General features: G+C 54.5%; 14 protein-coding genes. 11 read left to right on the plus strand and 3 right to left on the minus strand.

Features of this window, described 5'->3' with window-relative positions; all coding sequences use genetic code 11:
- Nucleotides 1–184: 184 nt before the first annotated feature.
- Nucleotides 185–1,339, minus strand: a complete 1,155-nt coding sequence (locus CAUR_RS11895; RefSeq protein WP_012258132.1) for a CRISPR-associated protein Csx3 — start codon at nucleotides 1,337–1,339, stop codon at nucleotides 185–187.
- Nucleotides 1,340–1,406: 67 nt separating this feature from the next.
- On the opposite strand from CAUR_RS11895, the gene CAUR_RS11900 reads away from it, so the two are divergent.
- From CAUR_RS11900 to CAUR_RS11945, 10 genes are all read left to right on the plus strand, one after another.
- Nucleotides 1,407–2,291 (plus strand): CRISPR-associated ring nuclease, encoded by an 885-nt coding sequence (locus CAUR_RS11900; protein WP_012258133.1) that lies wholly within the window; start codon nucleotides 1,407–1,409, stop codon nucleotides 2,289–2,291.
- Nucleotides 2,292–2,356: 65 nt separating this feature from the next.
- Entirely contained in the window at nucleotides 2,357–3,703 is a 1,347-nt protein-coding gene (locus CAUR_RS11905; protein ID WP_242604918.1) for a PDDEXK family nuclease, read from the plus strand.
- Nucleotides 3,700–5,322, plus strand: coding sequence for a Cas10/Cmr2 second palm domain-containing protein (locus tag CAUR_RS11910; protein WP_012258135.1), 1,623 nt, complete (start codon nucleotides 3,700–3,702; stop codon nucleotides 5,320–5,322). Before CAUR_RS11905 ends, CAUR_RS11910 begins: the two co-directional genes overlap by 4 nt.
- On the plus strand, nucleotides 5,309–5,971 hold the full coding sequence (locus CAUR_RS11915; RefSeq protein ID WP_012258136.1) for an RAMP superfamily CRISPR-associated protein: 663 nt from the start codon (nucleotides 5,309–5,311) through the stop codon (nucleotides 5,969–5,971). The genes CAUR_RS11910 and CAUR_RS11915 overlap by 14 nt, the downstream gene beginning before the upstream one ends.
- Nucleotides 5,968–7,596, plus strand: a complete 1,629-nt coding sequence (gene csx10, locus CAUR_RS11920; RefSeq protein WP_012258137.1) for a type III-D CRISPR-associated RAMP protein Csx10 — start codon at nucleotides 5,968–5,970, stop codon at nucleotides 7,594–7,596. Before CAUR_RS11915 ends, csx10 begins: the two co-directional genes overlap by 4 nt.
- Nucleotides 7,593–9,068 (plus strand): RAMP superfamily CRISPR-associated protein, encoded by a 1,476-nt coding sequence (locus CAUR_RS11925; RefSeq protein ID WP_012258138.1) that lies wholly within the window; start codon nucleotides 7,593–7,595, stop codon nucleotides 9,066–9,068. The genes csx10 and CAUR_RS11925 overlap by 4 nt, the downstream gene beginning before the upstream one ends.
- Nucleotides 9,065–9,625 (plus strand): type III-D CRISPR-associated protein Csx19, encoded by a 561-nt coding sequence (gene csx19 / locus CAUR_RS11930; RefSeq protein WP_012258139.1) that lies wholly within the window; start codon nucleotides 9,065–9,067, stop codon nucleotides 9,623–9,625. Before CAUR_RS11925 ends, csx19 begins: the two co-directional genes overlap by 4 nt.
- 10 nt (nucleotides 9,626–9,635) lie before the next feature.
- Complete coding sequence (locus CAUR_RS11935) at nucleotides 9,636–11,963, plus strand: TIGR03986 family type III CRISPR-associated RAMP protein (RefSeq protein WP_012258140.1); 2,328 nt, start codon at nucleotides 9,636–9,638, stop codon at nucleotides 11,961–11,963.
- A gap of 1 nt (nucleotide 11,964) precedes the next feature.
- The gene (locus CAUR_RS11940) at nucleotides 11,965–12,108 is read left to right on the plus strand and encodes an AAA family ATPase (RefSeq protein WP_015909191.1); all 144 of its coding nucleotides are present in this window, start codon (nucleotides 11,965–11,967) and stop codon (nucleotides 12,106–12,108) included.
- A gap of 259 nt (nucleotides 12,109–12,367) precedes the next feature.
- Nucleotides 12,368–13,243, plus strand: a complete 876-nt coding sequence (locus CAUR_RS11945) for a helix-turn-helix domain-containing protein (protein WP_012258141.1) — start codon at nucleotides 12,368–12,370, stop codon at nucleotides 13,241–13,243.
- Nucleotides 13,244–13,657: 414 nt separating this feature from the next.
- Here the strand turns inward: CAUR_RS11945 and CAUR_RS11950 are convergent, their stop codons facing one another.
- Both CAUR_RS11950 and CAUR_RS11955 read right to left on the minus strand, forming a co-directional pair.
- Nucleotides 13,658–13,939, minus strand: a complete 282-nt coding sequence (locus CAUR_RS11950; RefSeq protein ID WP_012258142.1) for a DUF3006 domain-containing protein — start codon at nucleotides 13,937–13,939, stop codon at nucleotides 13,658–13,660.
- 20 nt (nucleotides 13,940–13,959) lie between these two features.
- A complete protein-coding gene (locus tag CAUR_RS11955) occupies nucleotides 13,960–15,279 on the minus strand; it encodes an MBL fold metallo-hydrolase (RefSeq protein ID WP_012258143.1) in 1,320 nt (439 codons plus the stop codon).
- A 560-nt stretch (nucleotides 15,280–15,839) separates the two neighbouring features.
- Here CAUR_RS11955 and CAUR_RS11960 point away from each other — a divergent pair.
- On the plus strand, nucleotides 15,840–16,826 hold the full coding sequence (locus CAUR_RS11960) for a zinc-dependent alcohol dehydrogenase family protein (protein ID WP_012258144.1): 987 nt from the start codon (nucleotides 15,840–15,842) through the stop codon (nucleotides 16,824–16,826).
- The last annotated feature ends 406 nt before the right edge of the window (nucleotides 16,827–17,232 follow it).

The following is a 17,232-nucleotide window of genomic DNA, read 5'->3' on the forward strand; positions in this document are numbered from 1 at the left end:
GAGGAGTGTTGTTGAGGATGTTTTTGTTGCCGCGAGGTGTTTTGGGGGTGGGTGGCAAGGAGCGATAGGGCGTGCCGTGTGGCTCTACACCGGCAGCATATACGCTGGCGACGTAGCAGGTTGCCCGTTGATGGATAGGACATACCTGCCATCGCACAGCTTTACACGGTGTATGAGCTACCTTCTAATCAAGCACAACCTGGATACTATTGCCGGGGCGATAATCCTCGCATCGACTAAAGATAATGACGCTGTTAGGATTGAGTTGTGGCTGAATAACTGCCAGCCACGGATGTTCATGGTAGGTTACGATCAGGCTGGTGAGCAGCCAGAAGGGCAATTTACCGCTCACTACTACTCCCCGTTGTGGATCAAGCCGCGGCACCGTCAGGGCAGACAAATCATCGTAATCGAGATACGGTTCTAACAGATGTGCTTTCAGCAGGGTATAATCCTGCTCTTCTCTGGTCTGCCAGCGAATAACATCAGCCACAGGTTGTGGCACACGCCGCAGGGATTGGGCCTGCGCCCAACCGAGCCGGGGATCGAAGAGGGAGAATGGCGCAGGGGCAGTGTGGCCTGCCAGTGCTGCATAGAGCCAGTTTGGGCCACGTCCATAGATAGCAAGGGGCGTTTTTGCCGGAATACTATCCAGAATCTGTGGAAGATCAGGTGGTATCCATCTACGCTGCGTGGCCTCTACCCACATCTGCCTGGCAAGCCGATCAAGATCAACCACGAGTTCCGCAGGCGCTCGCTGCAAATGCTGCTGTACCAGTTCAGCCTGGTCGTAATGCATCAGGCGGGCAAGCCGGTTGGCCAATGCCTCTACTACTATCCCACCGGTCGGGGCATTCCGTTCAAGACCACTAATCACCCCACGCAGCACCGGTTTTTCAACCTCAATCTGATCGCTCCCGTGCAATTCTGAGTGCAATTCTGCAACAATAATCAATCCATATTGCTCAACACGGTTACGCCATTCGTCCATTCCCTGCGGGGTGGCTGAAAGTACAATGGCGTGTGTGCACCTCTGGATAATCCGTTCCTGATCGAGCGTAGGCCGTCCTCCTACATCCACCAGCAGCGGCAAATGGCGCTGTTCTATATCGCGACAAACCCGATCAACAAACGTCCGATCAAATGCCCCTTTCTGCCGTAGCAAGCGCACCAGATCGGGTGTTGACTCCTGGCTCCAGTCACCTTCACCATCAGGACATGCACGCAAAACATAATGTTCGATGCCTCGCTGACGAAGGTACTGCGTGAGCAGGTACGTCAAAACAGATTTGCCGCTGTGTGGAGGGCCGCCGATCAGCACTGCAGGAAACGTGTTCATCTTTCCATCCAAACCCAAAGAATGATGCTACAATAATCAACATCATTATTGCCGATATTTAATAGATATGCCAGACATTGTTTTGCCAACAGACCCATCGGCTGTGCTTGTAGCCACCCTCGGTGGACAACCGCAAGTTGTCACCTTTGCTCTGGATGCGCTCCTCGCCCGCGGTGAACCCATTCAGGAAGTCTACATCCTTCACCTTGCACTCACCAACGAACGCACCCGTCAGGCTTGGCAGCGGCTACAACGAGAATTTGTCGATGATTACTACGCTGGTCGACGTTGTCGGCTGCGGCAAGTACCTATTGGTGCAAACGGTAGCGAATTAACCGACATCCGTACCACAACCGATGTCGAAATCGCCTTTCAGGCCATTCGCCAACTCATCGTTGATCTGAAAACGAACGGACGACGGCTCCATCTCTGCCTGAGTGGTGGTCGGCGCATGATGGCGCTCCTGGCAACCTCAATTGCAGCACTCTACTGTGACCACCAGGATCGACTCTGGCATATGCACACCCCCGAAACCACGTTACAGCGTGTCAAAGACGGTGCCCAGATGCACGTTCAGCCCGCAGATGGGGTGTCACTGATTCAGATTCCGCTCACACCCTGGGGAGCCTACTTTCCCGGCCTCCGCCTGCTGGCCCAACCCGACTCTCGCTCGATCCAAGATCAGCTACAACGCTTCCTTAGTGACGATCCACGCTGTCAGCAGGTCTGGGATCGTCTCACAACCCGCCAGCGCGATGTCTTGCGAGCGTTTGCGAAGGGATTACGTCCGGATCAGGTTGCCGATCAGCTCTCGATCTCATTGAGCACCGTGAATTCCCACAAAACCGCCATCCTGGCAGAATGCCGCATTGCCTGGCATATCTCCGATGCAGAATCCCTCGACTACCGGTTTCTCCGCGATCACTTTGCCGGCTTCGTGGAACGAGTATAGCAGAGCGTGTGCGATGAATAATCACAAGAGGTGATGATTGTTTTTCAGTAGCAGTGGTGAGGTGGATGCAGGGTGGAAGGGGTAGGATGGGGGGGAGGGGGGAAAGCGCATCAGATGCCGTTTTCTACACGGGGGAGATAGTGACAACTCAACCTGCCATTCAGGATCGTTATAAGAGCGATCATTTGTTTTTGCTGGTCGGTACCAACCCCTTGCCAAATTTCGTAGCAGCGACGCTCATGTTAAGGTCGCAGGGGCAACTCTATCTGGTTCACTCCGACAAAACCAGGACTGTGGCAGAACGTCTGGCGCGCTACTGGGCTGAACATCACCGGCAACCGCAGTTTGTATGTGTCAATGAGTCGGATGGTGCTGACATTCGCCGGCACATTGAGCATGCGCTGAAACACATTGGAGACAAGCACGTTGGTCTCAACTATACGGGTGGCACCAAAATGATGGCGGTGCACGCAACTCAGGTGATACGAGACTACCAGAAACCCCAACGACCGGTAACCTTGAGTTATCTGGACGCACGCACGAACAGGATGTATATCGAGCATGGTAATGAGCCGGCGTTTATGACTGAGCCGTTGCTCTACGAAGTGCAACCCTCTATTCAGGACATTGTCAAATTGCATGCGTTCAGGCTTCAAGACTCGATTGCCAGGGCAGTGCAGCTTTCCGAACTGGCTACCGTTCTTGCCGGCGTTCACCAAAACCCTGATGCAATTAAGGCGTGGCGAACGTGGTGCGACGAGGTTTTGCGCAAAAACACCCGTACCCAGAAATTCCACGAATGGGATAAGGAAAACCGGCTTCAAAACCTGCACATTGAGTTGCCGACAGATAAATCTCTGGAAACGGTCGCCAGGCAGATGAGTACCTCTTTTGCCACGAGTGACAGTAACTTTCGACTGCTAGAGGCAACGAAACGGTCTGGTTTTGCGAGGATCAAACACCTGTGTGAATGGCTGGACGGTAAGTGGCTGGAACACTATGTATTCGATGTTTTGAGCCAGATACGCGCGCAGCGACCTGAAAGTCGAATCCATGACATCGGTATGGGCATCCGTCCGCAGAGCGAATCGGACAGTCCGGAATACGACATTGATATAGGCGTGATGCAGGGATACAGGCTCTACGCCATTTCATGCACAACCGACACGAATCCCGGAATGTGCAAACTGAAACTCTTTGAAGCGTATATCCGCGCCCGTAATATGGCCGGCGATGAGGCGTGTGTGGGTCTGGTCTGCATGGTAGATACACCCGAAAACCTGCAACGCCAGATTGTACGCTCGTGGGATGCGGAAGGCAAGGTGCGCGTGTTTGGCCGTCGGGATATGCCAGATCTGATCAACCGTATGGCCGAGTGGTTTCTCATCACAGGGGAAGGAAGGCACGCATGACCGAATATATTCTGACCGCTATCGATACCACCCAAATCCAGGGGTATATCTTTGGCAGCAACAGGCTGCAAGAGAATATCGGCGGTTCTGAGCTGGTCGAACGGGCAACGCATCAATGGGTGTACGAGGCGCTCCCTGCTGCTCACAACGTGGTGGATGTGGCTACAGGCAAACTTGATAATAACCGTACCATCGACACCCTGGACGCAGAGGTTATCTACGCTGGTGGTGGCAATACGGTGATCCTGTTCAAGACCATGGATCTGGCACGCGCATTTACTAGTCGATGGACGCGGCGGGTTCTGCGCGAAGCCCCTGGTCTGGAAGTTGTAGTGGCGCACCGTCGTTTTGATTGGACGAAGGAAGCCCTATCACAGGTTGTCAGTACGACGTTAGGTGTTGATCTGGCGCGCAAAAAACATCATCGGACTCCCTCAATGCCACTGCTGGGGCTGGGTGTGACGGTGCCTTGCGCTTCGACCGGACTGGTCGCATCCCGAATCGTTGAAAAAAAGCCGGTATCGCTGGAAATCAGGGCAAAAAGTGATGCAAAGGTCCAAAATCAGAGTGTGGAACGCCTGAAAGCCAGATTGCCGCAGATAGAGCAGGGAAACTGGGAAATTCCGCGCGATTTTGATGATTTAGGTCGAGTTAAGGGTGAAGAAAGTTATATTGCGGTTGTTCATGCTGATGGTAATGGGATTGGGCGGCGGGTGGAAGCCATTGCCCGTCGCTACGGCACCCCTCAGCAGAACCGGGCGTATATTGAAGCAATCCGCAACTTCTCGCACAGTCTTGAGCACGCTGCTACTCAGGCTCTGAATAGCGTCGTTGACCTGATGGCAGCAGCCTTTATTGCCGACGATGAACTTGCCAACCGTCATCGCCAGAAATTTCCTATTCGTCCCATCGTGTTTGGTGGTGATGATGTGACGTTTGTCTGCCACGGCAGTTACGGTCTATCACTGGCAGTGCGTTATCTGGAAGCATTTGAGGCTGCAACGAAAAATGAACCGGCTTTCGAGGGTAAACCAGCGTATGCATGTGCCGGCGTCGCCATTGTCAAGACGCACTATCCTTTTGCCCGTGCCTACCGTTTAAGTGAGCAGCTCTGCCGTTCCGCCAAACAGATGCTCAAACAGGCAGGGATCGATGGCTCGGCCCTGGACTGGCACATCGCAATGAGTGGTATTACCGGTTCGTTAGATGAGATTCGTCTGCGTGAATACACGATCAGGCGCGGCTCGCTCTCTATGCGTCCGGTATTGCTTGACGATTCTAAACAAACCTGGCGTAGCTGGCCGGTCTTCAAAACGTTGCTGGACCAATTCATCGATGAACACGGCGAATGGTTTGACCGCCGCAATAAAGTGAAAAGCCTCCGCGAAGCCTTACGTGCAGGACCTGACAAAGTACGGGAATTTCTCCATACATATCAACTCGGGCAACTGCCCGTTTCCCATTCGCTCAATGTTTTGGGTTACGAACAAAGCGGTTGGGCAGGTGATCGTTGCGTGTACTTTGACGCCATTGAGATGATGGATTTTTTTGTAGACCTGCAAAAGATCGTTGCGGATTCTCTCGGGGAACAGGAGGAGGCCGCACATGCCGGCGTATAAACTTCAATTCGATCTGCGTTCTGCCGCTACCTTTGGGCGTGGTGATGGTGTTGCCGGTCTGGTCGACGAAGAGGTAGAGCACGATGCTGATGGATTACCATTTTTGCGTGGCCGCACGTTGAAAGGCTTGCTGGCGGAAGAGTGTGCCAACATTCTGTACGCCCTTGGGGTACAGCAGCGTGCCGACCAATGGCGTCAGACGGCTTATCGTCTGTTTGGATGTCCAGGGAGCACTATCGCAGACACCGGGATGCTTCGAGTTAGCGATGCGCGTCTGCCTGATGCGCTGCGGACTGCTATCAAGATGGCAGTACGCAATGGTGAGTTGTCGGCTGATGAGGTTCTGGAATCGCTGACGGCCATTCGTCGCCAGACCTCGATGAATGAGTACGGCGCTCCTGAACGAGGTAGCCTGCGCTCGCTGCGCGTTGTGTTGCCTGGTACGATGTTTGAAGCGACCCTTGAGTTTGCGGCAGAGCCAGATGCGCAAACACTGGCACTGCTGGTAGCCTGCATTCTGGCGTGGCGACGTGCCGGCACTGGGCGTAATCGAGGGCGCGGTCGCCTGCAAGCACGGTTGATTGACAGCGACGGTGTAGACATTACTGAGCGGTACTTTCGCGTGTTTGCCGGGGAGGTGGGACAATGAACATCATACCCTACCGTGTGACATTACTGGAACCGCTACTGGCGACACGCATTGCTGGCGATCCTAACAGTGGTGTCTCCTATCCGTATGTGCCCGGCAGTCTGGTGCGTGGTGCAGCAGTAGCTATGTATGCGCGGAACAAGGGCATCGTTGCCGTTGATGCGCGTGAAGAGGAAGCCCGACGCCTCTTCTTCGATGGACGCACCCGCTACCTCAACGCCTATCCTGCCGATGCCAGCGGCAGAAGAACACTCCCAACACCTCGATCATTATTCCATGTCGAGGGTGAGGAGTCGCCTATCTATGACTTTGCGCTTGAGGTTATCGATGCCGTGAATGAGGAGACGGTACAGTTTGTCGGGGCGGCAAGGGACTCGCAACCTTTCTGTCGGATAGACGATAGCAATATCTTCTTCATATCCCCGAAACGCCGCATCAATGTGCATACGCAGCGTGATCGTGTAAAAGGTCGTGCGACCGAAGTGAGTGGTGCCGTTTTTCAGTACGATGCGCTGGAAGAGGGGCAAACATTTGCCGGTTGGGTTCTGGTTGATAAAGATGACGACGTTGAACTGCTGTCCTCACTGCTCCGACACATCTATCGTCTTGGTGGATCGAGTAACAGCGGCTATGGACGGGTTACCGTTGCAGTGGATGCACCACAGAATATTCAGGTGTGGCGAGAGATACCCAAACAGATCGTCCCAATCGATGCCGGCGAGACGTTCGTTGTCACCCTGTTAAGCGACACTCTGGTACGCGATCCGAATACCGGTCAATATACCTGGGATCTGCGACCGGCACTGCAACAATTGCTCAGCGTCGAAATTGAGCACATTCACCCGATTGCCGGCGAGGAAGAGCAGCGCAGCGTCTGGCGACTGGATGAAGTGGGTGGGTTCAATCGCGCTTGGGGCTTACCGTTACCACAAGCACAGGCAATTGCCGGGGGCAGCGTCTTTGTCTTTCGCGCCAGATCACCCATCCCGGCCCAAACTATTGCCGGTGCTGAATGGGATGGTATTGGCGAGCGACGGGCTGAGGGTTTTGGTCGTCTCGCATTCAACTGGCAGACTGAGACGGAGCTGATCAGAGTGGATCCTCCGGTGGTGAGTCTGATTGATCAACTAGTGCCGAACCTTGATGGCCCGGCACGCAATATTGCACAGCAGATGGCTATGCGTATGTTGCGTCGAGAGCTGGATGCTAAACTTCGCAAGGCAATCAACGATATTCGCCCCAAACATCTATCCATTTCTAATACTCAGCTATCAAGATTGCGGATTATCGCCCGCGAAGCGTTACCCAACGGCGATCTCGCACGGTTGCAGAAATATCTGGACGAGAACATTAAAACACGGCGTTCGGTCAGAGATCAGTTTGACCGAACACGTCTCGGTTCGGAGGAACGGCTGTCGCAATGGCTGGAAGAGCGTCTGAGTCAGCCAGAGACCGTCTGGGACAAGATCGGTGCTCAGACTCTATCCAAACGCATCGGTGCCAATGTGCTGGTTAGTACCAGGGACGATACAGAGTTGGCCCGTGAGTACACGATCCGCCTGATCGACGGTGTTCTCGCCAGACTGGCAAAAGAGCGCCGCAGGGAAGATGGAGGCCGTCAATGAGTACGCATCCCCTGGCAACATCTCGCCAGATCAGCGAACGCTGGATCATCGAGGGTGATCTGGTGTTGCAGACCCCAACCCACCTGGGCAATGGTGATACTGATGGCATTGTGGATATGCCACTGTTGCTGGACGAAGTGACCGGAAAAGCACTGCTACCGGGCACGTCGCTGGCGGGTGCGCTGCGCAACTATTTATATGAGCGCTGCCACGGTTTTGAGAAACAGGCATCGGACCCATGGATTGAAGCGCTTTTCGGTGGGCAGAAGGGCAACGACGATGGTGATCAGAGCGCATTGATTATCGATGATGCCCTGGGTGAGGCATCAAAGATCGAGCTGCGTGATGGGGTGCGCATTGATCCGATAACGCGCACTGCGAAAGTTGATTTCGATAATGGTGTTCCGCGTGGTTACAAGTACGATCTTCAGCTCCTGGAAGCCGGTACGACTTTCCCTATTCGGATGGAACTGCTTCTCAGTCAGGGTAACAATCAGCAGCAGGTAAAACAAATGCTTGTCCTCGCTCTTCAGGGGCTTGAGGCAGGTGAGATAGCCATCGGGCTACGGAAGCGACGCGGTTTTGGCGTGTGTCGGGTTACGCAATGGCGTGTTACCCGTTACGATCTCACAAAGCCTGCCGGTTTGCTGGCCTGGTTAGCAGAAGATCATCCTGACTGGAAATACGCCACCGGTAGTGAACGGCGATCTGGTCAGAGCATTGCCGGTCTCCTGAATGTGACTCTCGCGGATAGTAGCGACAAGCGTAGCTTTTGCCGGATTCGGGCACAGTTCGTCGTTGACGGTTCCATCCTGATCCGTGCCGGGTTCGATGAACAGGATCGTGGCCCGGATACCGTACACCTGCATAGCGCCCGGCCAGGTGGAACACGCAAGCCGGTTCTTTCAGGTACCAGCCTGGCGGGCGCGTTACGCCATCGTGCCGGGCGCATTCTGCGCACAATTGCCGATGATAAGCAGGCCCAGACCATGATTGACAGTATCTTCGGCCCTGCCGAGATCACTGGCGACAAAAAACAAAAGGCTCGCTCCAGTCGCCTCGTTGTCAACGAAACGGTGATCGAGAACCCGGTGAATCTGGTACAGAACCGTATTCGCATTGACCGTTTTACCGGCAGCGTCCATGGAACGGGTTTATTCAATGAACAGCCGGTCTTTGGTAAGAACGACACCCTTGTCACCGTTGATCTGACGCTCCGCAACCCTGAAAATGCCGAAATCGGATTGTTGCTGTTACTGCTCAAAGATCTGTGGACCGGTGACTTACCGCTGGGAGGTGAAGCCGGCATCGGTCGCGGACGATTGAAGGGTGTAAGTGCAGAGATTGAAACACCGCAGCACAAAGGTAAGCCACTCACAATCAGCCTTGCAGACGGCAAACGTCTGATTCCGAGTGACCGTGATGCTCTTGAGCATTACGTTGCAGCCTTGCACGCGGAGGTAAAGCGATGACGAAGATCTCCTACCAGCTTACCGGTGTTCCTGTGGACGATGAATTCAACACCGATCCGGCTGCCTGGATGGTGAAACATGCGCAGCAGTATAACCTGCGCTACCTGCTCGCCCATGCCGACGACGGCGTGATCTGGGGTCGTATCGATAATAGTGAGCTGCATACGTCGCATGGCATCGCTCCGGCATCTCCATCGCTACATCCCTCAACCCTGCAACAGGCGCGCCTGTTCAGCCCGGCGGGAGAGCTGTTGCTCTGGCGCGACGATAATGGCTGGCGCGCCCGCCTGGTTGTCGATGTTCCGGGTAACGATGATGACATCATTGACGAAGATCAGATTCTGTGGGGTGATACCGTGGACGCCACCTCGAACGGTTTCACGCTATTGCGTGAGGGGTCTCAGGGTATGCGTCACGCAGTTCCGATTGTTGTAACGCCCACACAGCTCAAGCACCACCAGCTACGCTTGCGCGTGCGTCACTACATCAGCGAAAACGAGGACGGCGAAGCCAGCATTACGCTGAGCCGTCTGGTTCAGCTTCTGCCGGAAGCATAAGGAGATTCTTATGAACATTCCCAGGCACGTAAACCCAACCAAAGAGATTGCCAGAGCACCCTATAATTTTGTGCCGCTGCCGGAGAAGATCGTTACCATCGATCCGGATACGCTGCCGGACCAGGATCGTTACGATCCTGAACGGCATAGCGGCACTATTGAGTGTGTGATTACCACCGCTTCGCCGATCTACGTGCGTGCACCGCTGACTCCTGAAGAGTTTGAGCGCCAGGAACGTGGCGAGGATGATCAGGCGCCCTGGCGTGAACGAGTGCGCAACAAGCCAGATTTCTTCTCCATCGACCCGGATAAAACCCCACGCATTCCGGGCAGCAGTCTGCGCGGAATGTTACGTCAGCTTGTAGAGATCATCAGCTACAGCAAAGTGCAGTGGGTCTCGGAGCAATTACTGGTTTACCGGGCGGTCGGCGATACCACCACTCATGGCAAAAAATACCGTGAACGCATCATGCGTGAAGATGAGCAGCGTCCCAATCGCAATAAAAAAATGGCCTGGCACTACACGCCGCTGGTCAGAGCCGGGTATATTAAGGAAGATCGCGGCGAGTTCTTCATCCGCCCTGCCCGAGAGATCGGTGGAACTACCTTTGCCCGTATTCGGAGCGACAGCATTCCTGCACATCTCTCGCAGATTCCTGGTTGCAAGAACGCATCGAAGATCTATTTCCAGACTGGTCCATATGACTACCAGGATGTGCGTGGCGGCTTCCTGCGCATCAAATACGCCAGAGTAATCCGGGCCTCGGCCAAGCCAGCCGATGGGCTGATCGAGGGTGCACTGGTGCGGAGCGGACCGATGGCTTCAAAACGCAGTGAGGCTGTCATCTATCCGCCAGACGATCAGGCTGAACTAATTCGCATCCCTGATGATCTGATTGCAGCGTACAGGGATCAAATCAGCCAGGAGCAGGAAAGCCTGTTGGGGAAAGGCGGCGTCTTGCGCGACGGCCAACCTGTATTCTATCTGATGGAAAACGGCCAACTCGTTTTCTTTGGTCACACCATGATGATGCGTCTGCCCTATCAGCATAAGCCAATCAATTTCGTGCCAAACGAGCTACGCCGCGAAGAAGATCTCGATCTTGCCGAAGCGATCTTCGGCTACAGCAAATCCCAGGGTGAAGGTAAAGCACGTGCCTACGCCAGCCGTATCTTTGTGTGCGATGCGTTGCTCGAGCCGGGTCAGTCCGATATCTGGCTGGCAGCCGAGCCGGTTGTACCCAAAATCCTGGGCAGTCCCAAGCCAACTACCTTCCAGCACTACCTGACTCAGCGCACACCCGATCCACAGGAACAGGAACGTGACCGCAATGGCAACCCCAAACTGGTAAGGGAGCGTAATGACTACACCGATCCAACGACAAGTGTTATTCGTGGTCACAAACTCTACTGGCATAAGGGTGAGATTACTGTCGCCGATGTCCAGGAGGCGCTGGACAAGTTGCATGATGAGCGTGGGCGTGAAAAAGAACACGATACACAACACACACAGATGCGTCCGGTTGCCGCCGGTGTGCGCTTCCGCTGGCGCATCCACTTCGAGAATCTCTCTATGGAAGAATTAGGTGCGTTGTTGTGGGCCTTGACTTTGCCCGGTGAAGCGGGAAGAGAGTACCGTCACAGCATCGGTATGGGTAAACCCTACGGTATGGGCGCTATCAAGATTGATGTTAACCTTCTGCTTGAAAATCGAAAGCAACGTTATCAGCAACTCTTCGATGGTGAGAACTGGCAGGAAGGGAAGACAACAGCCACAGATCGTATTCCAGCGTTCGTTGATGCATTCGATCTCTTTATTCGCAGCCGGATTGGGGCAGTACAACATAAGAGTCTGGTCGAGGTTGAGCGCATTCAAATGTTACTATGCCTGTTGGAATGGCCCGGCCCGGACAAAGCTCTGACACGCTATATGGAGATCGAGCGCCAGGACCCCAATATCAGACGGGGCAAGATCAATGAATATAAGGATCGTCCGGTTCTGCCCGACCCGCTGCATGTCGATCCCGCCGGTCGAACCCGTTCATCGCCTGCCAGGCGTCCATCGGCGGCAAAGGGAGCTGAGTTAAGCCGGCCTGCCTCTATTGATGAAGTGAGCGAAGGCATGTATCTGGAAGGCAAAGTCGTGCGCGTCGAACCAGGCCGGGTCGTGGTTGAGATCCTCGGTCATGAAGCATCAATCACTCGTGATCGTCTGAATCCGCCTGCGCGAGACCTTGCCAACATGGAGGCACGTTTTCCGGTCGGGAAGACCATTCGGGCCTGGGTTGTTGGCTTCAATAAACAGGGACGCCTGCAACTTACTATGAGGAAACAATAAGATGACCGTTACAGCTTTTCGCATACAGAACTTCATGGGTTTTGAAGATAGTGGATGGGTCGAATTGCGGCCAATTACGCTGCTATTTGGACGTAATTCGAGTGGGAAGAGTGCGCTGATTCGGGCACTACTGCTCTTGCATTAGAACTTATTTCATAAAAACTATGCCGTCGTGCTACCAAACTGTAGCACAGGCGCATAAACGCCTGCCAATCGCCAACGACAGCATATTCTGCGTCCAGTCTACCGGTATGGAAGTGAGGAGAGCTAACGACCATCTTCACTTCCATAGTTTATTTGAGTAAACATTCATCAGTAAACCCATCTCTGGTAACAATCTGGAAATAGTCATCATATATCATACGTACTACCAGTCCCGTGCATAACCGGTTGAGGAGCATGCCATGGAACGAGCAGCTTTTGGCAAACTGGTGCAGGCCCTGCGGCGCGAACATCGTGACGAGAAGGGGCGGGTGTGGACGCAGGAGGTGCTTGCGGAGCGCACGCAGCTTCCGAAACGGACGATAGAACGGATTGAAAATGGTTCACTGGCCCATCTGGATGCCGATATTCTCCTGCGACTGGCCGATGCACTGGAGTTGACGATTGGTGAGCGGCGTGAGTTTTTCTTCGCGGCAACCGGTATTATCGAACAAAAGAGCGCAACATATAAGCGTTCTCCAGAAGAGTCTCTGCAATATCTGATCGATATGATCAGGAATATGAACGTACCGGCGTTTGTGACGGATCAATATGTGAATATTATCGCAGCTAATATGATCACCATCAGATTTTTTAACATTCCAATGGAACTGATTGAAACAGCTCCTCTGTTGCCCCATGGCTATAATTTGATGAGAGTGGTGTTTGGAACGGAATATGATTTTCGGCGGGTTGTGGGTACAATGTGGGACGAGGTGGCCCGGCATAATATGCAATTGTTTCGTGCGATTTCCTTACGGGTTCGCGCTGATGGTTACTTTGTTGAGTTGCTGGACAATTTAATGCAATATCGGGAGTTCAAACGCTTTTGGGAACGTGCTCATCTTGAGACTGAGGATACGAGTGCTGAAAATTTCTGGTATCAGTATACCCACCCGGTGTACGGTCTCCTCAGTTATGTTTCCAGCCGTTCCCAAATTCCAACCAGTATGGGCTTATTGTCCATGCACACGTATATCCCTCTCTCACCCGCAACAACAGATTTGTTCGCGAAGTTGTCTACCGTCGCCAATCAGGATGTGATCCGTCTCGCCCCATGGCCGCGCAGTAATGGCTAGAACTTATTTCATAAAAAGTTGTACTGTCGCGCTCGAATAACCATCTCCGGTACCATCACGTGCTGGATTGGTTGCCTTGCTCGCTCCTCATCCGCGTGTGGCGTCGTTTGGAGTGCGGCAGCCATGCTGCCGCGCCAGCCGTACACACGATCTGGCGCGTGTAACGTCGTTGACCCGGCTGGTCACGCGGAGGCCAGGTGTGCTCGTCACGAACATGGAATCGAGCGGCAATGAAGAAGATACCTTCTCGTAGATGTTTTTTGAAATAGGTTCTAACCTCTCTGTCATGTCTGGCCGCCGGGACTGGTACAGCCTGCCTGATTGCGCACCCGGCTGGACGCGACGGTCATTTGTCTTCATCAACTTGCAAAGATATGCTGACCAGTGTTGACAGATATGCTGTCGAATTTCACCTCATTCGCCGGGTTCTTCCCGTTTTAGATGATCTCCCCGGCGCAAACGGGCTAATTTGGCCTGGATGCGCCGACGAGCAGCATCGGTTGCTTCCGGGTCGAGTTCAATCGCGGTTATTTGATCCGCTAGCCATTGAATGCGCAGCCAGTCGCCTTCACGGGCATTTGGCGGGAGCATGGTGCGCATCACATCGTGCGGTCGCTGGGTTTGACCGATCAGGATCACTGCGTATTCACCTTCAAAGCGATCAATGACGCCCTGCTCATACCGAACCTCTTCCATACCGCAGTTCCTTTCATGTTTTAAGGGAGGCTTTCACAGGCAATTCCATCGTCGTCACCGTCTAACCGGTGTGGATCGCGGGCCGGACCGCCGTTGGCGAGGAAAAATGCCTGGGCTTCGGCCTGGGTCGCAAAATTTCTGCAATCACGATCACCCTGGGTCGTGTTGTTGGATGAAGGAGCAGTACCGGGCATTTCCGGTGCAGCAGTCGGTGGCCGATCATACCCGGTTTGAATCTGGTAGTCAACGCCGTCGGTGACAATAACGATAGTGCCGTGTTCATCCGTGCCGTACACTTCGGCCCCTATTTGCTGCAGGGCTTGAATGGTTTCGCGGTGTGGATGACCGTAATTGTTGTCGCGTCCAGCCGAGTAGACGGCAATCCTCGGCTGGACTGCCGCCAGAAACCCGGCTGTTGAAGAGGTGCGCGATCCGTGATGAGCGACCTTCAGAATAGTGGCGTTGAGACGCTCACGCACTGTTGATAGCATGTCCAGCTCGGCAGCCGCCTCCACATCGCCGGTGAAGAGAAACGAGACATTCCCGTAAGCCAGGCGCAGCACGACCGAGGTGTTGTTGAGATCGTCGGCATCGGGATTGCTGTGCAGCACCTCAAAGCTTAACCGACCCAGCGGAATGGTATCACCGCGCTGCACTTCATAATACGGAACCCTTGCCGCATCAATCGCATCGAGGAGCTGTTCGTAGGTGCCGGTGGTATGGGTTGCGCCGGAAGTCCAGAACCCTTTGACCGGCAACGCTCTCAGCACTTCAACCAGCCCGCCAATGTGGTCGGCGTGCGGATGCGAGGCTACCATCACGTCAATCTGGCTGATCCCCTGCTCACGGAGATAGGCAAGTGCCAGGCCGTTGTCGTATCCACCATCGATCAGCGCCGTTTTCCCCTCTGGGGTGCGGATCAGAATGCTGTCTCCCTGACCAACATCAATCACATGCACTTCCAGGGGTTGCTCCCCGGCGATAATGGGTTCCGCGACGGTTACGGTCGGCGCAGCCGATGGAACCTGCGTGGCTGTTGGGGTTGGTGGTCGTGTGGTTGGAGTATCATTACCTGTCGTGCCGACAGATTGTTGCCGCTCTTGATCAGCCGTACCTGATGTTACGGCCCGGTCTGGCAAGAGAGCGTTGAGAGCGCCGCAGATCAGAATGAGTCCGATCACGCCAATCACCAGACCACCACAGCTCAGCCGGAAACGCGATCTGGCAGGACGTTGCCGTGGTGTGGCTGGACGACGAAGGTCTCTTCCGCACATGCTACAGAATCTGGCCGATGATCGTAGCATTGCACCACAGAAAGGGCACGTAGTCTGACGGGGCATCGTTATCTCCCTTTCATTGACGATCACTCTGACGTAGCACAGGTGTTAGCCGGGACTGTGCAGGTCGCACATACTGGATCACCTGGTCACAACGGAATGCGTATGAGTGCCGCATACCGGTGGGAGCGATCAGGAGGTCAGGTGTACCATGCGACCGGAACAGAGTACGGTAGAACGTATCTCATAAAGCTGTGCTGTCGTGCTACCAGACAAGCGCACAGCTTCATGCACTTGCCAATCACCAACGACAACATATCATGCTCCCAGGCTGCCGTATGGAAGCGAGCAGGGATGACAACCATCTCCAGTGGAATCATTCACCGGCTTGCTTGCCTTGCCCGCTCGTCATGCGCGTGTCGCATCGTTTTGGAGAGTGAGGCAGCCACGCTGACGCATCAATAGAATCATCACACCCGCACTCCAAACGACGTGATCCGTGCAGTACTGTAAAGCGAAATGCATGCACGCTGCACGGATGAACGCGATGACCTTAGTTATACTGCAATCATGTATGACCGATCAACATCCCGGTTAATTCAGTTCTCTTCTGGAGGCACGCCATGCGCGCAATGGTCTTCACCGCACCTGGTCAACCGCTCGAATACCGTGATCTTCCGGTGCCAACACCACAGCCCGAAGAGGTCTTGATTCGGGTTGAGGCGTGTGCTGTCTGTCGTACCGATCTTCATATTATCGATGGGGAATTACCAGCGCCGAACCTGCCACTTGTTCCAGGTCATCAAATTGTCGGTACTATCGAGCGTCTCGGCGAGCGGGTCACACGCTGGACGGTTGGGCAACGGGTTGGGGTGCCCTGGCTGGGCTGGACGTGTGGCGAGTGCCGTTTTTGCCGTGATGGGCGCGAAAATCTTTGCGATCAGGCGCAGTTTACCGGCTATACCCGACCCGGCGGCTTTGCCGAATATACCGTTGCCGATCAACGTTTCTGCTTTGCTCTACCCACCGACTACGACGCAACCGCAGTTGCACCGTTGCTCTGCGCTGGTCTGATCGGATATCGGGCACTCCGCCTGGCCGGTACTGGCGAGCGACTGGGTATCTACGGCTTCGGTGCCGCAGCACACCTGATGACGCAGGTTGCACGCTGGCAGGGTCGCGAAGTCTTCGCCTTCACCCGTCCCGGTGATACTGAAGGGCAACGTTTTGCCCGCGAATTAGGCGCAGTCTGGGCCGGCAGTTCAACCGAGCTGCCGCCGGTGCCACTCGATGCCGCAATCATCTTTGCCCCGGTAGGCGATCTCGTTCCGTATGCGTTACGTGCCGTCGAGAAAGGGGGCGTTGTCGTCTGTGGCGGCATTCATATGAGCCAGATTCCTGCCTTCGCCTACGAATTGCTGTGGGGCGAGCGCGTATTGCGCTCGGTCGCCAACCTAACCCGTGAGGACGGCGAGGCATTCCTGCAGATCGCGCCACAAATCCCGGTGCGGACAACCGTCCAGACCTTTCCACTCACCGAACTGAACACAGCCCTGAACGCACTCCGCCAGGGGAAGTTACAGGGTGCCGCCGTGATCCAGATTTCGTAAGGGGTGGGGCGATCAGGTGAATGGTTGCGTAGAATCTATCTTCGCAGACGACAGGGGAGCGCATTGGATGAGAACCCTGCCGGGTATGCTATATCTACATCGGTTCACGAGCAATCATCACTTGTGATTGCACCATCACGCCAGTGGCAATCTGATGTGGATACAGAAGCGCATAGTTTGGAGTGGGTGGCCACGCTTCCGTATCCTCCGTGCGCACAGGCAGATGTGGGTCGCAGCGCGGACTCGTACCGGTAATTATCCCTGGTGAGGATGTACGAGCGCGGGCCAGACGTTCGTCTTGCCGGGAACGTCCAGATCATCACTGACAACACAGCAAAGCGTCGTAAAGGAGCGCGGCCAACCAATGAGGATTGATACCCTCGGCGATGATGATCTGCTCCGTCCC

The organism is Chloroflexus aurantiacus J-10-fl (assembly GCF_000018865.1).
Classification (GTDB): domain Bacteria; phylum Chloroflexota; class Chloroflexia; order Chloroflexales; family Chloroflexaceae; genus Chloroflexus; species Chloroflexus aurantiacus.